This is a genomic window from Haemophilus parainfluenzae, from assembly GCF_003252795.1.
Taxonomy (GTDB): Bacteria; Pseudomonadota; Gammaproteobacteria; order Enterobacterales; family Pasteurellaceae; genus Haemophilus_D; species Haemophilus_D parainfluenzae_K.
This window is the reverse complement of the sequence record NZ_QEPQ01000006.1, coordinates 1-17,105: the sequence shown is the minus strand read 5'-3', so window position 1 is coordinate 17,105 and position 17,105 is coordinate 1. Positions and strand designations below refer to the sequence as shown.

The window sequence follows — 17,105 nt, the reverse complement described above, 5'->3', positions numbered from 1 at the left end:
AAATAACGTTTTGTGATTTGTATCTAATAAATTACGAAAAAATTGCTAAAAGTGATGGTATGAGGGGTAAATCTAGAATGAATTGGTTTTCCCTATCGTAAATATTTTCCTGGACGAATTACCCTTTTAAAGCTAATTATGCTATCGTAAGGCAGTTGAATTCAAACAAATCCATTCAAGGAGAATATAATGACAACTCAGTTAGATTCACTTCGTAGTATGACCGTCGTCGTGGCTGATACGGGCGATATTGATGCAATTAAAAAATACCAACCACAAGATGCAACAACAAACCCATCTTTAATTTTAAGTGCTTCAGCATTACCACAATATGCACCATTAATTGATGAAGCGATTACTTACGCCAAAGCACAAAGTGCGGATAAAGCACAACAATTAATTGATGCTGAAGATAAATTAGCAGTAAACATCGGTTTAGAAATTTTAAAAATTGTCCCAGGACGTATTTCAACTGAAGTGGATGCACGTCTTTCTTACGATACTCAAGCAACCGTTGAAAAAGCACGTAAACTTATCGCACTTTATAATGTGGCAGGTATTTCAAATGATCGTATCTTGATCAAAATTGCTTCAACATGGCAAGGTATTCGTGCAGCTGAAATTCTTGAAAAAGAAGGCATTAACTGTAACTTAACCTTATTATTCTCCGAAGCGCAAGCACGTGCCTGTGCTGAAGCAGGCGTTTATTTAATTTCGCCATTCGTCGGTCGTATCTTAGACTGGTACAAAGCAAATACTGATAAAAAAGAATATGCGCCAGCAGAAGATCCAGGTGTCATTTCTGTAACTAAAATTTATAACTACTACAAAGAATACGGTTATAAAACCGTGGTAATGGGCGCAAGTTTCCGTAATGTCGGTGAAATTATTGAATTAGCAGGTTGTGACCGTTTAACTATTGCTCCTGCTTTACTTAAAGAATTACAAGAAAATTCAACCGCACTTGTGCGTAAACTAGACTACAAAGGTGAAGTAAAAGCAAAACCTCAACCATTAACTGAAGCAGAATTCTACTGGCAACATAACAGCGATGCGATGGCTGTTGAGAAATTAGCAGAGGGGATTCGCAAATTTGCAGTTGACCAAGAGAAATTAGAAGCAATGCTTTCAGCAAAACTTTAATTTAAAAAACATGAAAGTGCGGTTAGAAATAACCGCATTTTTTATTCTTACCATAAAATGTTCTAACTCTTAATAATTAGTTCTTGACTAACTCACCAAAGTCATTGAGAATTCAAGACAAGTTTTGCTAAAGCAAAATGGGAACCGCGACTTTTGATACAAAGTGCGGTCATTTTTTCTTTTTTCGGAGCAAATATATGTCAGGTATTTTTGAACAAACTCCTGCTAATCGTCGTCGTTATGGCGTAGCGATTTTTGTTGGTATTATTGCAGGTTTAATTTCTGCATTCGTAAAATGGGGTGCTGAGCATCCATTCCCACCGCGTAGCCCAATCGATTTCTTCGCAGCAGCATGTAAAGTAGACATCACAGGTTTAAGCCAAGATCAAATTCTTCAAGTGTGTTCACGTGCATTCTTGAACCCGCCTCACGTATTCTTACGTGATTATTTAGGTATTGACCCAACTCAAGCAGCATTCACTTTTGCAGATCATGGTTTTGACTGGATTGGTGTGACTCACATTACTTTCTCATTAGTATTTGCTATTGCTTACTGCTTAGTGGCAGAACGTTTCCCTAAAATCAAATTCTGGCAAGGTATTGGTGCAGGTTTAATCGCAGATATTTGTGTGCACTATATCACTTTCCCTGCATTAGGTTTAACACCACCTGTTGCAGAATGGCCATTATATGAACATATTTCTGAATTAGTGGGACATATTTTCTGGTTCTGGACAATTGAGATTATTCGTCGTGATTTACGTAACCGTATTACTCGCGAGCCAGATGCAGAAATTCCATTAAAAAATGCAACTGAATAATTAATCTATATTGCAAAGAATGCCACCGAAAGGTGGCATTTTGGTTTATGTCGGGAACAAAAGTCATTTTTGGAAAACTAAAAAGCACCATGATTAAACATAGCTAACAGAAAAGTCATCTCAGGGTTTCAATAAATTTTTTGTAGTTATCTTTCAAGTTGGTTAGAATAAAGACAATTTTTTGTGATAGGAAAGTGGAATGAAAAAAACACCTTTACTTGCGGTCGGCTTAATGACAACAGTTTTATTAACGGGTTGTGCAACCAAAGCAGATGGTGAACGCAATGATAAATTAGAAAGTTTTAACCGCACGATGTTTGATTTTAACTATAAAGTCATGGATCGCTATGTGTTGGAACCAGCAGCAAAAGGCTGGCGTGATTACGTGCCGACACCGGTCACAAAAGGTTTATCCAATGTGGCAAATAACTTAGATGAGCCAGTGAGTTTTGTTAACCGTTTATTAGAAGGTGAACCGAAAAAAGCCTTTGTTCACTTCAACCGTTTCTGGATTAACTCCACCTTTGGTATCGGTGGTTTATTTGATTTTGCCAGTGCAAGCAAAGACTTGCAGGTTTATGATCAACGCAGTTTTGGTGAAACATTGGGCACCTACGGTGTAGATGCGGGCACTTATATTGTATTGCCAATTTATAATGCGACAACACCTCGTCAATTAACGGGGGCAGTGGTCGATGCGGCTTATACTTATCCGTTCTGGAATTGGGTAGGTGGTCCATGGTCACTGGTGAAATATGGTGTTCAAGCCGTAGATAAACGCTCGAAAACATTGGATCAAACAGAATTGCTCAATCAAGCACAAGATCCTTATGTTACTTTCCGCGAAGCTTATTATCAGAATTTAGAATTTAAAGTAAATGATGGCAAAGTAAAAGAAAGTTCACAGAAAGAATTGTCTGATGATGTATTAAAAGAGATTGATTAAGAATACTCGTATAAGCGATAAAGTCACTTATATGTTAGGATAGCAAGCGTATTTATACGTCAATATTAAAGGAGAATATCATGACTAAAATCATTCATACAGAAAAAGCCCCAGCAGCAATCGGTCCTTATGTTCAAGCGGTAGATTTAGGTAATTTAGTTTTAACATCAGGTCAAATCCCGGTTAATCCAGCAACGGGTGAAGTACCAAAAGATATTGTAGCTCAGGCGCGTCAATCGTTAGAAAACGTGAAAGCGATTATTGAACAGGCTGGTTTGAAAGTGGGTGATATTGTGAAAACCACGGTGTTTGTGAAAGATCTTAATGATTTTGCAGCAGTAAATGCAGAGTATGAGAAATTCTTTAAAGAAAATAATCACCCTAATTTCCCTGCTCGTTCTTGCGTAGAAGTTGCTCGCTTACCAAAAGATGTTGGCTTAGAAATCGAAGCGATTGCAGTCAGAAAATAATAGGAAAGTGCGGTTAAAAGCTGCAGATTTTTTCTACAATAGACTTTACAAGAGCGAGATTAATCACTATAATCTCGCTCCTAAATTACGCTTAGCGTAAAATTTCTGGTTGGTGCTTGACCTATTCAAGCCCCGTCCAAGACCGTAGGGAATGGTTAGCAATAATCGTCTTAATAATCCTACGTAGATGGTGAACAGAATAAGAATATTTCTTGCTTCTGGGCACCGAAGTCGTCCTAGTCTGAAAGATAACTCTTTCGATGAGGTAAATTAATTCCGAGAAATCGGAGTGTATTCAGGAGCTAAAAGCCAATGGCATTAAATCTTCAAGACAAACAAGCAATTGTTGCCGAAGTAAATGAAGCAGCCAAAGGTGCACTTTCAGCAGTAATCGCGGATTCTCGCGGTGTAACTGTTGATAAAATGACTGAATTACGTAAAGCAGCTCGTGAAGCTGGTGTAACAATGCGCGTTGTTCGTAATACTTTATTACGTCGTGCGGTTGAAGGCACTGATTTCGAATGCTTACAAGATACGTTTGTAGGTCCAACACTTATCGCATTCTCTAACGAACACCCAGGTGCAGCAGCACGTTTGTTCAAAGATTTTGCTAAAGCAAACGATAAGTTTGAAATTAAAGGTGCAGCCTTTGAAGGTAAGATCCAAGATGTTGAATTCTTAGCAACATTACCAACTTACGAAGAAGCAATTGCACGTTTAATGGGCACAATGAAAGAAGCTGCGGCAGGCAAACTTGTTCGCACTTTTGCGGCATTACGCGACAAATTACAAGAAGCAGCTTAATCATTAAGCGTTTCTTACTTCATTTAACTTTATTAATTTTAGGAATTGATTGTTATGTCATTAACTAACGAACAAATCATTGAAGCGATCGCTTCTAAATCTGTAACTGAAATCGTTGAATTAATCGCAGCGATGGAAGAAAAATTCGGCGTTTCTGCAGCAGCAGTAGCAGCAGCTCCAGCAGCTGGCGGTGCAGCAGCAGCGGCAGAAGAAAAAACTGAATTCGACGTAGTTCTTGCTGAAGCTGGTGCTAACAAAGTAGCAGTTATCAAAGCAGTACGTGGTGCAACTGGTTTAGGCTTAAAAGAAGCTAAAGACTTAGTTGAATCTGCTCCAGCTAACTTAAAAGAAGGCGTTTCTAAAGAAGAAGCTGAAGCACTTAAGAAAGAATTAGAAGAAGCTGGTGCAAAAGTAGAAATCAAATAATTTTTGATTCACTTATGTCCTGTTTCTCAGGCTTAATGGCTGGTGGTTTACCATCAGCCATTTTGTGCTATCAAAAACAGCACAAAAAACAGATAGGCATTTTCCGTTTAATGGTATCTGTTTCCACTTAAATTAATCAGACGTTTTAATTTAAGTAGCCCACTACAGAAGTAAGGTTCAGAGTGCGGTATCCGAAACGGCGTCAATCTCCGATATAAATAAAAACGTCAATTAATTTGACCGCACTTTTTTTATATCAACTCGGTCTCACTAAAATTTACAGAGGAAAACCAATAATGGGTTACTCCTATACTGAGAAAAAACGAATTCGTAAAGACTTCGGCAAACGTCCGCAAGTTTTAAATGTACCTTATTTATTAACTATCCAATTAGATTCTTTTGATAAATTCATTCAAAAAGATCCTGAAGGTCAACAAGGCTTAGAAGCTGCATTCCGTTCTGTTTTTCCAATCGTAAGCAATAACGGTTATACAGAATTACAATATGTTGATTACCGTTTAGAAGAACCAGAATTTGATGTACGTGAATGTCAAATTCGTGGTTCAACTTATGCAGCAGGTTTACGCGTAAAATTACGTTTAGTTAGCTACGATAAAGAATCTTCATCACGCGCAGTCAAAGACATTAAAGAAAGCGAAGTATATATGGGTGAAATCCCATTAATGACTGACAACGGTACCTTTGTCATCAATGGTACTGAGCGTGTTATCGTTTCACAATTACACCGTAGCCCGGGCGTATTCTTTGATTCTGACAAAGGTAAAACCCACTCTTCAGGTAAAGTGCTTTATAACGCACGCATTATCCCTTACCGTGGTTCTTGGTTAGATTTCGAATTTGATCCAAAAGATAACTTATATGCGCGTATTGACCGTCGTCGTAAATTACCGGCAACCATTATTTTACGTGCGTTAGGTTACACCGTTGAAGAAATCTTAAACTTATTCTTCGACAAAGTAACTTTCGAGATCGCTGGCAATAAATTACTCATGACATTAGTGCCAGAACGTTTACGTGGTGAAACGGCGACGTTTGATATCGAAGCAAATGGCAAAGTCTATGTAGAACGCGGTCGTCGTATCACTGCTCGTCACATCAAAGCATTAGAAAAAGATAATGTGACACAAGTTGAAGTGCCAACTGAATATATCGCAGGCAAAGTAGCAGCGAAAGATTACGTTGATCTTGAATCAGGTGAAATTATTTGCCCAGCAAATGGCGAGATTTCTTTAGAAGTGTTAGCGAAATTATCGCAAGCAGGCTATAAAGTGATCGAAACATTATTCACTAATGACTTAGATTACGGTCCGTATATTTCTGAAACATTACGTGTTGATCCAACTTACGATCGTGTAAGTGCATTATATGAAATCTATCGTATGATGCGTCCAGGTGAGCCACCTACACCAGAATCTTCAGAAGCGTTATTCAATAACTTATTCTTCTCTGCAGAACGTTATGATTTATCTGCAGTAGGTCGTATGAAGTTTAATCGCTCATTAGGTATTCCTGAAGGCGAGGGTACGGGTATTTTAAGTAACGACGATATCATTCGTGTAATGAAAAAACTCATCGATATCCGTAATGGTCGTGGTGAAGTGGATGATATCGACCACTTGGGTAACCGTCGTATTCGTTCTGTGGGTGAGATGGCAGAAAACCAATTCCGTATTGGTTTAGTTCGTGTAGAAAGAGCAGTTAAAGAGCGTTTATCTTTAGGCGATTTAGATGCGATCACGCCACAAGACTTAATTAATCCAAAACCAATTTCTGCGGCAGTGAAAGAATTCTTTGGTTCTTCACAACTTTCGCAATTCATGGACCAAAACAACCCATTATCAGAAGTAACACACAAACGTCGTATTTCTGCATTAGGTCCAGGCGGTTTAACGCGTGAACGTGCTGGCTTTGAGGTGCGTGACGTACATAACACTCACTATGGTCGTTTATGTCCAATCGAAACCCCTGAAGGTCCAAACATCGGTTTGATCAACTCACTTTCTGCGTTTGCTCGTACTAACGATTATGGTTTCTTAGAAACGCCATATCGTAAAGTGGTTGATGGTCAAGTAACCGAAGAAATCGAATATTTATCTGCAATTGATGAAGCAAACTACATCATTGCACAGGCGAACTCAAACCTTGATGAGAACAATCGCTTTACAGATGCATTCGTTACTGCACGTGGTGAACGTGGTGAATCTGGTCTTTATAAACCAGAAGAAATTCACTATATGGACGTTTCAACTCAACAAGTCGTATCTGTGGCTGCAGCATTAATTCCATTCTTAGAGCATGACGATGCGAACCGTGCCTTAATGGGTGCGAACATGCAACGTCAAGCGGTTCCGACTTTACGTGCTGATAAGCCGTTAGTGGGTACAGGTATGGAAAAACCAATCGCACTAGACTCAGGTGTGGCGGTTGTAGCGAAACGTGGTGGTACAGTTCAATATGTTGATGCTTCTCGTATCGTTATCAAAGTAAATGAAGACGAAACCGTAGCAGGCGAAGCGGGTATCGATATTTATAACTTAATTAAATACACTCGTTCTAACCAAAATACGTGTATCAACCAAATTCCTTGTGTGAATTTAGGCGATCCAATTAATCGTGGTGAAGTGTTAGCAGATGGTCCTTCAACAGACTTAGGTGAATTAGCATTAGGTCAAAATATCCGTGTGGCGTTCATGCCTTGGAACGGTTATAACTTCGAAGACTCAATGTTAGTTTCCGAGCGTGTTGTACAACAAGACCGCTTCACGACAATCCATATTCAAGAATTATCTTGTGTGGCGCGTGATACTAAATTAGGTTCTGAAGAAATCACTGCGGATATTCCGAACGTAGGTGAATCTGCATTAAGCAAATTGGATGAATCTGGTATCGTTTATGTGGGTGCTGAAGTGAAAGGTGGTGACATCTTAGTCGGTAAAGTAACCCCTAAAGGCGAAACTCAATTAACACCAGAAGAAAAATTGTTACGTGCAATCTTCGGTGAAAAAGCATCTGATGTGAAAGACTCTTCATTACGTGTACCAAATAGCGTAAGCGGTACTGTAATTGACGTTCAAGTCTTCACCCGTGATGGCGTAGAAAAAGACAAACGTGCATTAGAAATTGAAGAAATGCAGTTAAAACAAGCTAAGAAAGACCTTTCTGATGAATTAGAAATCTTAGAAGCTGGCTTGTTTGCTCGTGTGCGTAATGTCCTTATCGCTGGCGGTATTGATGCGGCACAATTAGATAAAATGGATCGCACAAAATGGTTAGAACAAACCATTTCAGATGAAGAAAAACAAAACCAATTAGAACAGCTTGCTGACCAATATGAAGAATTACGTAAAGAGTTTGAACACAAACTTGAAGTAAAACGTAAGAAAATCATTAAAGGTGATGACCTAGCACCAGGCGTGTTAAAAGTGGTTAAAGTTTACCTTGCGGTGAAACGTCACATCCAACCGGGTGACAAAATGGCGGGTCGTCACGGTAACAAAGGTGTTATCTCAAAAATCAACCCTGTGGAAGATATGCCATACGATGAAAACGGTCAACCGGTTGAAATCGTATTGAACCCACTGGGTGTACCATCTCGTATGAACATCGGTCAGATCTTAGAGACCCACTTAGGCTTAGCTGCTAAAGGTATCGGTGATCAAATCAATGCGATGATCAAACAAAAACAAGATGTTGAGAAACTTCGTGGCTATATGCAAAAAGCATACGATTTAGGTCATGGCGCACAAAAAGTGGATTTAAGCACCTTTAGTGATGACGAAATCATGCGTTTAGCAGAAAACCTACGTAAAGGTTTACCGGTAGCAACACCAGTGTTTGATGGTGCTGATGAGCAAGAAATCAAAGAAATGTTGAAACTTGGTGGCTTACCAACTTCAGGTCAGATCACATTATACGATGGCCGTACAGGTGAGAAATTCGAGCGTCCAGTAACTGTAGGTTATATGTACATGCTCAAATTGAACCACTTAGTTGATGACAAAATGCATGCTCGTTCAACTGGTTCTTATAGTCTTGTTACTCAACAACCACTTGGTGGTAAAGCACAATTCGGTGGTCAACGTTTCGGTGAGATGGAGGTATGGGCACTTGAAGCATACGGTGCGGCTTATACCTTACAAGAAATGTTAACTGTGAAATCCGATGACGTGAACGGCCGTACGAAGATGTATAAAAACATCGTCGGTGGTAACCAACAAATGGATCCGGGTACACCGGAATCTTTCAACGTAATTATGAAAGAAATCCGTTCACTTGGTTTGAATATCGAGCTAGACGAAGAGTAATCGACAAACCGGTCTTCCCCTGTACGCAGGGGAAGCAAAAGGAAGAAATCGCCGAAGTGCGGTTAAAAAACAAAATATTTTTGACCGTACTTTGAAACCCTTAACTCCGACAGGAGACTATTTGTGAAAGACTTAGTTAAGTTTTTAAAAGCACAATCAAAAACCAGTGAAGATTTTGATGTGATTAAAATTGGGTTAGCTTCTCCAGACATGATCCGTTCTTGGTCATTTGGTGAAGTTAAAAAACCTGAAACAATCAACTATCGTACGTTCAAACCTGAGCGTGACGGTCTTTTCTGTGCACGTATTTTCGGGCCAGTAAAAGATTACGAATGTTTATGCGGAAAATATAAACGCTTAAAACACCGTGGTGTGATTTGTGAAAAATGTGGTGTTGAAGTAACACAAACTAAAGTGCGTCGTGAACGTATGGGCCACATTGAATTGGCTTGTCCAGTTGCACACATTTGGTTCTTAAAATCACTTCCGTCCCGTATTGGTTTATTACTTGATATGCCGTTACGTGATATTGAGCGTGTGCTTTACTTTGAAATGTACATCGTAACCGAACCGGGTATGACCGATTTGGAACGTGGACAGTTATTAACTGAAGAACAATTCCTTGATGCAGAAGACCGCTGGCAAGATGAATTCGAAGCGAAAATGGGTGCTGAAGCAATTCAAGATTTACTTAAAGGTATTGATCTTGAAGTGGAATGTGAAAAATTACGTGAAGAGTTACAAGAAACTAACTCTGAAACAAAACGTAAGAAAATCACTAAACGCTTAAAATTATTAGAAGCTTTCCAACAGTCTGGTAATAAACCAGAGTGGATGGTGATGACTGTATTACCAGTACTTCCACCAGATTTACGTCCGTTAGTACCATTAGATGGTGGTCGTTTTGCAACTTCTGACTTAAACGATCTATATCGTCGCGTGATCAACCGTAACAACCGTTTAAAACGTTTATTAGATTTAATCGCACCAGATATTATCGTGCGTAACGAAAAACGTATGTTACAAGAATCTGTTGATGCGTTATTAGATAATGGTCGTCGTGGTCGTGCGATTACGGGTTCTAACCGTCGTCCATTGAAATCACTTGCGGATATGATCAAAGGTAAACAAGGTCGTTTCCGTCAAAACTTATTAGGTAAACGTGTTGACTATTCAGGCCGTTCTGTAATCACTGTAGGTCCATACTTGCACTTACACCAATGTGGTTTACCGAAGAAAATGGCATTGGAATTATTCCGTCCGTTTATCTACGCAAAATTAGAAAGCCGTGGTTATGCAACTACAATCAAAGCGGCGAAGAAAATGGTTGAGCGTGAAGACGCGATCGTTTGGGATATCTTGGCAGAAGTTATTCGTGAGCACCCAATTCTATTGAACCGTGCACCGACACTTCACCGTTTAGGTATCCAAGCGTTTGAACCACTTCTAATCGAAGGTAAAGCAATCCAATTACACCCACTTGTTTGTGCGGCGTTCAATGCGGACTTCGATGGTGACCAAATGGCGGTTCACGTACCATTAACACTTGAAGCGCAGTTAGAAGCGCGTGCGTTAATGATGTCAACCAACAACGTACTTTCACCAGCAAACGGTGATCCTATTATCGTTCCATCACAAGACGTGGTGTTGGGTCTTTACTATATGACCCGTGAAAAAGTAAACGGTAAAGGCGAAGGCATGTTATTGCAAGATCCGCGCGAAGCTGAAAAAGCGTATCGCACAGGTGAAGCAGAGTTACATTCTCGCGTTAAAGTACGTATTACTGAATATGTGAAAAATGAAGCAGGCGAATTAGAAGAGAAAACTACATTAACCGATACCACTATCGGTCGTGCAATCTTATGGATGATCGCGCCAAAAGGTATGCCTTATTCATTGTTCAACCAAACATTAGGTAAAAAAGCAATTTCTAAACTCATCAACGAAGCGTATCGTCGTTTAGGTTTGAAAGAAGCGGTAATGTTTGCTGACCATATTATGTATACCGGTTTTGCTTATGCTGCGCGTTCAGGTTCTTCTGTGGGTATCGACGATATGGTTATCCCAGAGAAAAAATACGAAATTATTTCTGCAGCGGAAGAAGAAGTGGCAGAAATTCAAGAACAGTTCCAATCTGGTCTTGTAACAGCAGGCGAACGTTATAACAAAGTCATCGATATTTGGGCGGCGGCGAATGAGCGCGTAGCGAAAGCAATGATGGAAAACTTATCTCAGGAAGAAGTCATCAACCGTGAAGGTAACCCTGAGAAACAAGCTTCTTTCAACAGTATCTTTATGATGGCTGACTCGGGTGCGCGTGGTTCTGCAGCTCAGATTCGTCAGTTAGCAGGTATGCGTGGTTTGATGGCGCGTCCAGATGGTTCGATCATCGAAACCCCAATTACAGCGAACTTCCGTGAAGGTTTGAACGTACTTCAGTACTTTATTTCAACCCACGGTGCGCGTAAAGGTTTGGCGGATACCGCATTAAAAACAGCAAACTCTGGTTACTTAACTCGTCGTTTAGTTGACGTAGCGCAAGACTTAGTGATCGTTGAAGATGACTGTGGTACGCACGAAGGCTTAGTCATGACCCCATTAATCGAAGGTGGTGATGAGAAAGTTCCACTTCGCGAATTAGTATTAGGTCGTGTTGTGGCTGAAGATGTGTATAAACCAGGTACAGAAGAAGTCTTAATTGCACGTAACACTTTATTAGATGAAAAACTTTGTGATGTGTTAGATGCAAACTCAGTAGACAGCGTAAAAGTACGTTCTGTTGTAACTTGTGATACTGACTTCGGTGTATGTGCGAAATGTTACGGTCGTGACTTAGCGCGTGGTCATCTCATCAACCAAGGTGAAGCAGTGGGTGTTATTGCTGCTCAATCTATCGGTGAACCAGGTACACAGTTAACCATGCGTACATTCCATATCGGTGGTGCAGCTTCTGCAGCAGCGAAAGAATCTAGTGTACAAATCAAAAACGACGGTACTTTACACCTTGCTAACGCGAAATTTGTTGTTAATGACGAAGGTAAATTAGTTTTAACTTCTCGTAATACTGAATTAACCGTAACTGATGCATTTGGTCGTACGAAAGAACACTATAAAGTGCCTTACGGTACTGTATTGAACAAAGCTGACGGTCAAGAAGTGTCTGCTGGTGAAACAGTGGCAAACTGGGATCCTCATACAATGCCAGTTGTCTCTGAAGTATCTGGTTTTGTGAAATTCGTTGATATCGTGGACGGTTTAACCGTAACTCGTCAAACGGATGAATTAACCGGTCTTTCTTCTATCGTAGTACAAGACGTGGGTGAACGTGCAACAGCAGGTAAAGATTTACGTCCAACTATTAAATTAGTTGATGCAAAAGGTAACGATATCTTCTTACCTGAAACTGACGTTATTGCGCAATACTTCTTACCAGGTAAAGCAATCGTAAGTTTAGATGACGGTGCGGAAGTGAAAGTGGGTGAGCCACTTGCACGTATTCCACAAGAATCTGTGGGTACTAAAGATATTACCGGTGGTCTTCCACGCGTTGCTGATTTATTCGAAGCTCGTAAACCGAAAGAGCCTGCAATCTTGGCTGAAATTTCAGGTATCGTGTCCTTCGGTAAAGAAACCAAAGGTAAACGTCGCTTACTAATCACCCCAACTGAAGGTGAAATCTACGAAGAAATGATTCCAAAATGGCGTCAACTCAACGTATTTGAAGGTGAGATGGTAGAACGTGGTGATGTGATTTCTGATGGTGCAGAAACTCCACACGATATCTTACGTTTACGCGGTGTTCGTGCTGTAACTGAATACATCGTGAACGAAGTGCAAGAAGTTTACCGCTTACAAGGGGTAAAAATTAACGATAAGCACATCGAAGTTATCGTACGTCAAATGTTACGTAAAGCAGTTATCACCAAAGCTTATGACAGCGAATTCCTCGAAGGAGAACAAGTTGAAGTGGCTCGCGTGAAAATTGTGAACCGTAAACGTGAAGCGGAGGGTAAACCACCAGTTGAATTCGAACGTGAATTACTTGGTATTACCAAAGCGTCATTGGCGACAGAATCCTTCATTTCTGCGGCATCGTTCCAAGAAACTACTCGCGTGCTTACTGAAGCAGCGGTGGCGGGTAAACGTGATGAATTACGCGGCTTGAAAGAGAACGTAATCGTAGGTCGTTTAATCCCAGCTGGTACTGGTTTTGCGTATCACCAAGGTCGTCACAAAAAACGTATTGTAGACGATGTTGTGATTAAATTGTCTGAAGACGATGAAGCAGCAATTGCTGATGAATTTGTGATGACAGCAGATGATGCAACAACTAACTTAGCAGAAATGCTTAATATGGCAGATGATGCAGAGTAATCGCTAATTGCTAAAAAAGAAAACCCGAGTTTAGGCTCGGGTTTTTTATTATCTTAATACAGAAAGTGCGGTCAGTTTTTGATGCGTTTTTCGTTTGGAAAAGTATCGTAAAAATGACCGCACTTTCTTTTCATCAATAAAAAAGCCACCTTATCGGTGGCTTTGAAATATTTTGCTTAAGCTGAGATTACCAACCTTTTACAACACCATCTTTAAAGTGTTTTTTCGCTTCTTGGTAAACTTCTTCAGTTTGGTATGCTTTCACGAAATCTTGGATCGCTTTGCTGTCTTTGTTATCAGTACGCGCAACGATGATGTTTACGTATGGAGAATCTTTATCTTCTACGAATACGCCATTATCTTGTGCATTTAAGCCAACTTGACCTGCATAAGTGTTATTTACAACAGCAAGATCAACATCATCTAATGCACGAGCTGCAACAGAGGTATCTACTTCAGAAATTTTTAAGTTTTTCGGATTTTCAACGATATCTGCGACAGTTGAAAGAAGATCGTTAGAATTTTTAAGTTTGATTAAACCTTGTTTCTCAAGAAGGATTAATGCACGACCACGGTTTGATGGGTCATTTGGTACAACAACTTTCGCACCGTCTTTTAATTCATTTACATTTTTGATGGTTTTAGAATAGCCAGCAAGCGGGTAAACAAAGGTATTACCAACAATCACTAAGTTGTTTAAGTTTTTCGCTTTTACATCTTCATCTAAGTAAGGTTTGTGTTGCATTGCGTTAGCATCTAAATCACCTTTAGATACAGCAGTGTTTGGTAATGCGTAGTCATTGAATAAAACAAATTCAACATTTAAGTTGTATTTATCTTTTGCGACTTTTGCAGCAGTTTCTGCAACTTGGTGCTCAGGACCAGCCATTACACCAACTTTGATTGATGTTGGAGCAGGTGCAGTTGATGCTGCATCTGCTTTTTTCTCTTCTTTACAACCTGTTAATACTAATGCTGACGCGATAGCGGTGATAGCAAATAAGTTTTTTAATTTCATGTTTTTTCCTTGTTGTGAATAAAATGGTATAGAAAATAATTAACGGTGATCCACTCGTTTTGCGAGCGTGTCGCCTAATTTTTGACTGAGCATCACGATAATCACGATAACAATCGTTGCTGCCCAAGTTACCGATGGCATATTGCGATAGACACCATAGTTAATGGCAAGGCTTCCTAAACCGCCACCGCCTTGGGTTCCCGCCATGGCGGTATAGCCAATTAATGTCACGAAAGTGAGCGTAATCGCATTAATGAGCGTAGGTAGGGATTCAGGCAAATAGAATTTACGAATAATTTGCCAATTGGTTGCGCCCATAGCTTTTGCTGTTTCAGTCAAACCGGTTGGGATCTCAAAAAGTGCATTACTCGTAAGACGTGCAAAAAATGGCGTTGCGGCTGCACTTAATGAGACAATCGCTGCATTAGAACCAATACTGCCGCCAGGAAGCAACCAGCTCGTTAGCGGAATTAAAGCGAGTAATAAAATAATATAAGGAATTGAACGCCCGATATTAATAATGACGTTTAAAAACGCATTGAGTTTTTTGTTTTCTAAAATCGCCCCTTTATTGGTTAAAAAGGTTAAAAAACCCAGTGGTAAGCCTAATAAAGCGGCAATTAATGTCGATAATACTGACATATAAACCGTTTCAATGGTCGATACCGTTAATAAACTCGCAAAATTATCGGGGAATTGTTGGCTAAATGTTGCCCATAAATCATTGAACATAGCCTAGCACCTCTACTCGAACGTTATTTTCCATTAAATAAACTTTGGCTTGCGTAATCGCATCTTCATCACCTTCAACCTCCGCAATGGTAAAGCCAAATTTTACGCCACCGGCATAATCAATTTGTGAGGTTAAGATACTGAGCTCTACGCCAAATTTTTTCGATGCTTGAGAAAGTAATGGGGCATCGACGGAGCGACCAGTAAATTCAAATTTGATGATCGGATACGATTTGGCATGTTTTGGCGTATCAGATAGATTTTCTAAATATTCTTCCGGCAAGGTAATGTGGAAAGTCGAACTGATAAATTCTTGGGCCAATTCTGTTTTCGGATTAGAGAAAATTTCGCTAACTGTGCCTTGTTCAATCAGACGGCCTTTATCAATTACGGCAACTTGATCGCAGATGCGTTTAACCACTTCCATTTCATGGGTAATAAGAAGAATGGTGATACCTAAAGTGCGGTTGATTTCTTTTAATAATTTTAGAATGGATTGAGTTGTAGCCGGATCTAATGCGCTAGTCGCTTCATCACAAAGTAAGACTTTTGGATCGCTTGCAAGTGCACGCGCAATCGCTACTCGTTGTTTTTGACCACCAGAGAGATTAGCAGGATACACATTATGTTTATCACTTAATCCAACAAGCGCTAAAAGTGCGGTCGTTTTTTCTTGAATTTCTGCTTTTGATTTATTTTCTAATTCAAGTGGCAATGCCACGTTTTCAAAAACGGTTCGAGAGGTTAACAAATTAAAATGTTGGAAAATCATACCGATTTGACGGCGTGTTTTCACTAATTCTGCTTCAGAAAGTTGAGTCAGATCCACATCATCGATGAGCACAGCACCGTGAGTGGGTCTTTCTAATAAGTTTACACAACGGATAAGTGTACTTTTACCAGCACCAGAGGCGCCAATGACACCGCAAATCTGTCCCTTAGGCACATGTAATGAAACATTATCAAGTGCGGTCAGTTTTTTATCTGGAAGTGTAAAAATCTTCGTAATGTTATTTAGCTTAATCATATAAGCCCTTGTTCTCAGTTAATATTTGAATTTCATTTGTATTCTAGACGTCTAGAATGCTGTGTCAATATCTTCGGGGATCTTTTTTAGACAGATCAGTTATGACTTATTATTGCTTATATTAAGGATAAAAGGGATAATTTTGTCCTAAGAAAAAGATAAATGAGAAAATATATGAAGAAAGCTGTTTTTTTAGATCGTGATGGCACTTTAAATATCGACCATGGTTATGTTCATAAAATTGATGATTTCCAATTTATTGAAGGCAGCATTGATGCATTAAAAGCATTAAAGGAAATGGGGTATCTTTTGGTTTTAGTGACCAATCAATCAGGCATTGCTCGTGGATATTTTTCAGAAGATCAGTTTTTACAACTTACAGAATGGATGGATTGGTCATTAGCTGATCGTGGTGTGGATTTAGATGGTATTTATTATTGTCCTCATCATCCAGAAGGGAAGGGCGAATATAAAGAAGACTGTGCATGCAGAAAACCAAAATCAGGCATGTTATTAGAGGCGATTAAAGCGCTGAAAATCGATCCTGCACAATCTATTATGGTTGGCGATAAGATTGAAGATCTTAAAGCAGGCATTGGCGCAAAAGTAAAAACAAATATTTTAGTGCGAACAGGCAAACCTATTACAGAAGAGGGAGAGAACCTTGCTGATTATGTTTTGGATTCCATTGCAGATTTGCCAAGAATAGCAAAACGATTAATTAAGTAACAAAAATGATCTATTTTTTGTTCGAATAGGCGAAAAGATCTTCAACTAAGAAAAAATTTACATTTTTTTACAAAAAGATCTTGCAAAGGCATCTGAAATGCCTATAATACGCCCCACACAACGACGCGCTGTTGTGACTCTTAAGAAAACCAGTGCGTCGTTCTTTTTTGCTCTTTAACAATATATCAGACAATCTGTGTGGGCACTTGTTGATTGACTTGTTTTAAAAATATTTTTTTAATTTTGAAGTCTTAATAGGTGCTAACTAGAAATTCATATACTTTTTAAGT

Annotated in this window: 12 protein-coding genes; 9 read left to right on the top strand and 3 right to left on the bottom strand. The window is 39.5% G+C overall.

All coding sequences use genetic code 11. The features are described 5' to 3' along the window. Positions 1-189 precede the first annotated feature (189 nt). The 8 genes from tal (at position 190) to rpoC (ending at position 13,309) form a co-directional block, all read left to right on the top strand. Positions 190-1,143 carry a transaldolase gene (gene tal / locus DPV81_RS08825; RefSeq protein ID WP_111387955.1) on the top strand — a complete coding sequence of 318 codons (954 nt, stop codon included), beginning with the start codon at positions 190-192 and terminating at the stop codon, positions 1,141-1,143. A gap of 197 nt (positions 1,144-1,340) precedes the next feature. Then, on the top strand, positions 1,341-1,964 hold the full coding sequence (locus tag DPV81_RS08820) for a YagU family protein (protein WP_005700166.1): 624 nt from the start codon (positions 1,341-1,343) through the stop codon (positions 1,962-1,964). 199 nt (positions 1,965-2,163) lie between these two features. Further along, complete coding sequence (locus DPV81_RS08815; protein ID WP_111387953.1) at positions 2,164-2,910, top strand: MlaA family lipoprotein; 747 nt, start codon at positions 2,164-2,166, stop codon at positions 2,908-2,910. 80 nt (positions 2,911-2,990) lie between these two features. Beyond that, on the top strand, positions 2,991-3,380 hold the full coding sequence (locus DPV81_RS08810) for a RidA family protein (RefSeq protein ID WP_005694694.1): 390 nt from the start codon (positions 2,991-2,993) through the stop codon (positions 3,378-3,380). A 312-nt stretch (positions 3,381-3,692) separates the two neighbouring features. After that, positions 3,693-4,184: a 50S ribosomal protein L10 gene (rplJ, locus tag DPV81_RS08805; RefSeq protein ID WP_005694693.1), complete on the top strand. Its 492-nt coding sequence runs from the start codon at positions 3,693-3,695 to the stop codon at positions 4,182-4,184. Between the two features lie 54 nt (positions 4,185-4,238). Further along, positions 4,239-4,610, top strand: coding sequence for a 50S ribosomal protein L7/L12 (gene rplL / locus DPV81_RS08800; protein WP_005697375.1), 372 nt, complete (start codon positions 4,239-4,241; stop codon positions 4,608-4,610). 296 nt (positions 4,611-4,906) lie between these two features. Then, positions 4,907-8,935, top strand: coding sequence for a DNA-directed RNA polymerase subunit beta (gene rpoB / locus DPV81_RS08795; protein ID WP_111387951.1), 4,029 nt, complete (start codon positions 4,907-4,909; stop codon positions 8,933-8,935). Positions 8,936-9,058: 123 nt separating this feature from the next. Next, positions 9,059-13,309: a DNA-directed RNA polymerase subunit beta' gene (gene rpoC, locus DPV81_RS08790; RefSeq protein WP_111387949.1), complete on the top strand. Its 4,251-nt coding sequence runs from the start codon at positions 9,059-9,061 to the stop codon at positions 13,307-13,309. 187 nt (positions 13,310-13,496) lie between these two features. Here the strand turns inward: rpoC and DPV81_RS08785 are convergent, their stop codons facing one another. Genes DPV81_RS08785 through metN form a run of 3 tightly spaced genes read right to left on the bottom strand, consistent with a single transcriptional unit; the run spans position 13,497 to position 16,086 of the window. Then, positions 13,497-14,327: a MetQ/NlpA family lipoprotein gene (locus DPV81_RS08785; RefSeq protein WP_005694684.1), complete on the bottom strand. Its 831-nt coding sequence runs from the start codon at positions 14,325-14,327 to the stop codon at positions 13,497-13,499. Between the two features lie 39 nt (positions 14,328-14,366). Next, the gene (locus DPV81_RS08780; protein ID WP_049373857.1) at positions 14,367-15,059 is read right to left on the bottom strand and encodes a methionine ABC transporter permease; all 693 of its coding nucleotides are present in this window, start codon (positions 15,057-15,059) and stop codon (positions 14,367-14,369) included. Beyond that, a complete protein-coding gene (gene metN, locus DPV81_RS08775) occupies positions 15,049-16,086 on the bottom strand; it encodes a methionine ABC transporter ATP-binding protein MetN (RefSeq protein ID WP_005697436.1) in 1,038 nt (345 codons plus the stop codon). The genes DPV81_RS08780 and metN overlap by 11 nt, the downstream gene beginning before the upstream one ends. Positions 16,087-16,260: 174 nt before the next feature. Here metN and gmhB point away from each other — a divergent pair, with 174 nt between their 5' ends. Then, positions 16,261-16,815 (top strand): D-glycero-beta-D-manno-heptose 1,7-bisphosphate 7-phosphatase, encoded by a 555-nt coding sequence (gene gmhB / locus DPV81_RS08770; protein WP_005697434.1) that lies wholly within the window; start codon positions 16,261-16,263, stop codon positions 16,813-16,815. Positions 16,816-17,105 lie beyond the last annotated feature (290 nt).

Excerpts from the sequence above, each read along its gene's own strand:
- rplJ (WP_005694693.1), top strand. The coding sequence starts at position 3,693 with ATGGCATTAAATCTTCAAGACAAACAAGCAATTGTTGCCGAAGTAAAT.
- DPV81_RS08815 (WP_111387953.1), top strand. The coding sequence starts at position 2,164 with ATGAAAAAAACACCTTTACTTGCGGTCGGCTTAATGACAACAGTTTTA.
- rplL (WP_005697375.1), top strand. The coding sequence starts at position 4,239 with ATGTCATTAACTAACGAACAAATCATTGAAGCGATCGCTTCTAAATCT.
- DPV81_RS08820 (WP_005700166.1), top strand. The coding sequence starts at position 1,341 with ATGTCAGGTATTTTTGAACAAACTCCTGCTAATCGTCGTCGTTATGGC.
- DPV81_RS08780 (WP_049373857.1), bottom strand. The coding sequence starts at position 15,059 with ATGTTCAATGATTTATGGGCAACATTTAGCCAACAATTCCCCGATAAT.
- metN (WP_005697436.1), bottom strand. The coding sequence starts at position 16,086 with ATGATTAAGCTAAATAACATTACGAAGATTTTTACACTTCCAGATAAA.
- tal (WP_111387955.1), top strand. The coding sequence starts at position 190 with ATGACAACTCAGTTAGATTCACTTCGTAGTATGACCGTCGTCGTGGCT.
- gmhB (WP_005697434.1), top strand. The coding sequence starts at position 16,261 with ATGAAGAAAGCTGTTTTTTTAGATCGTGATGGCACTTTAAATATCGAC.
- DPV81_RS08810 (WP_005694694.1), top strand. The coding sequence starts at position 2,991 with ATGACTAAAATCATTCATACAGAAAAAGCCCCAGCAGCAATCGGTCCT.
- DPV81_RS08785 (WP_005694684.1), bottom strand. The coding sequence starts at position 14,327 with ATGAAATTAAAAAACTTATTTGCTATCACCGCTATCGCGTCAGCATTA.
- rpoB (WP_111387951.1), top strand. The coding sequence starts at position 4,907 with ATGGGTTACTCCTATACTGAGAAAAAACGAATTCGTAAAGACTTCGGC.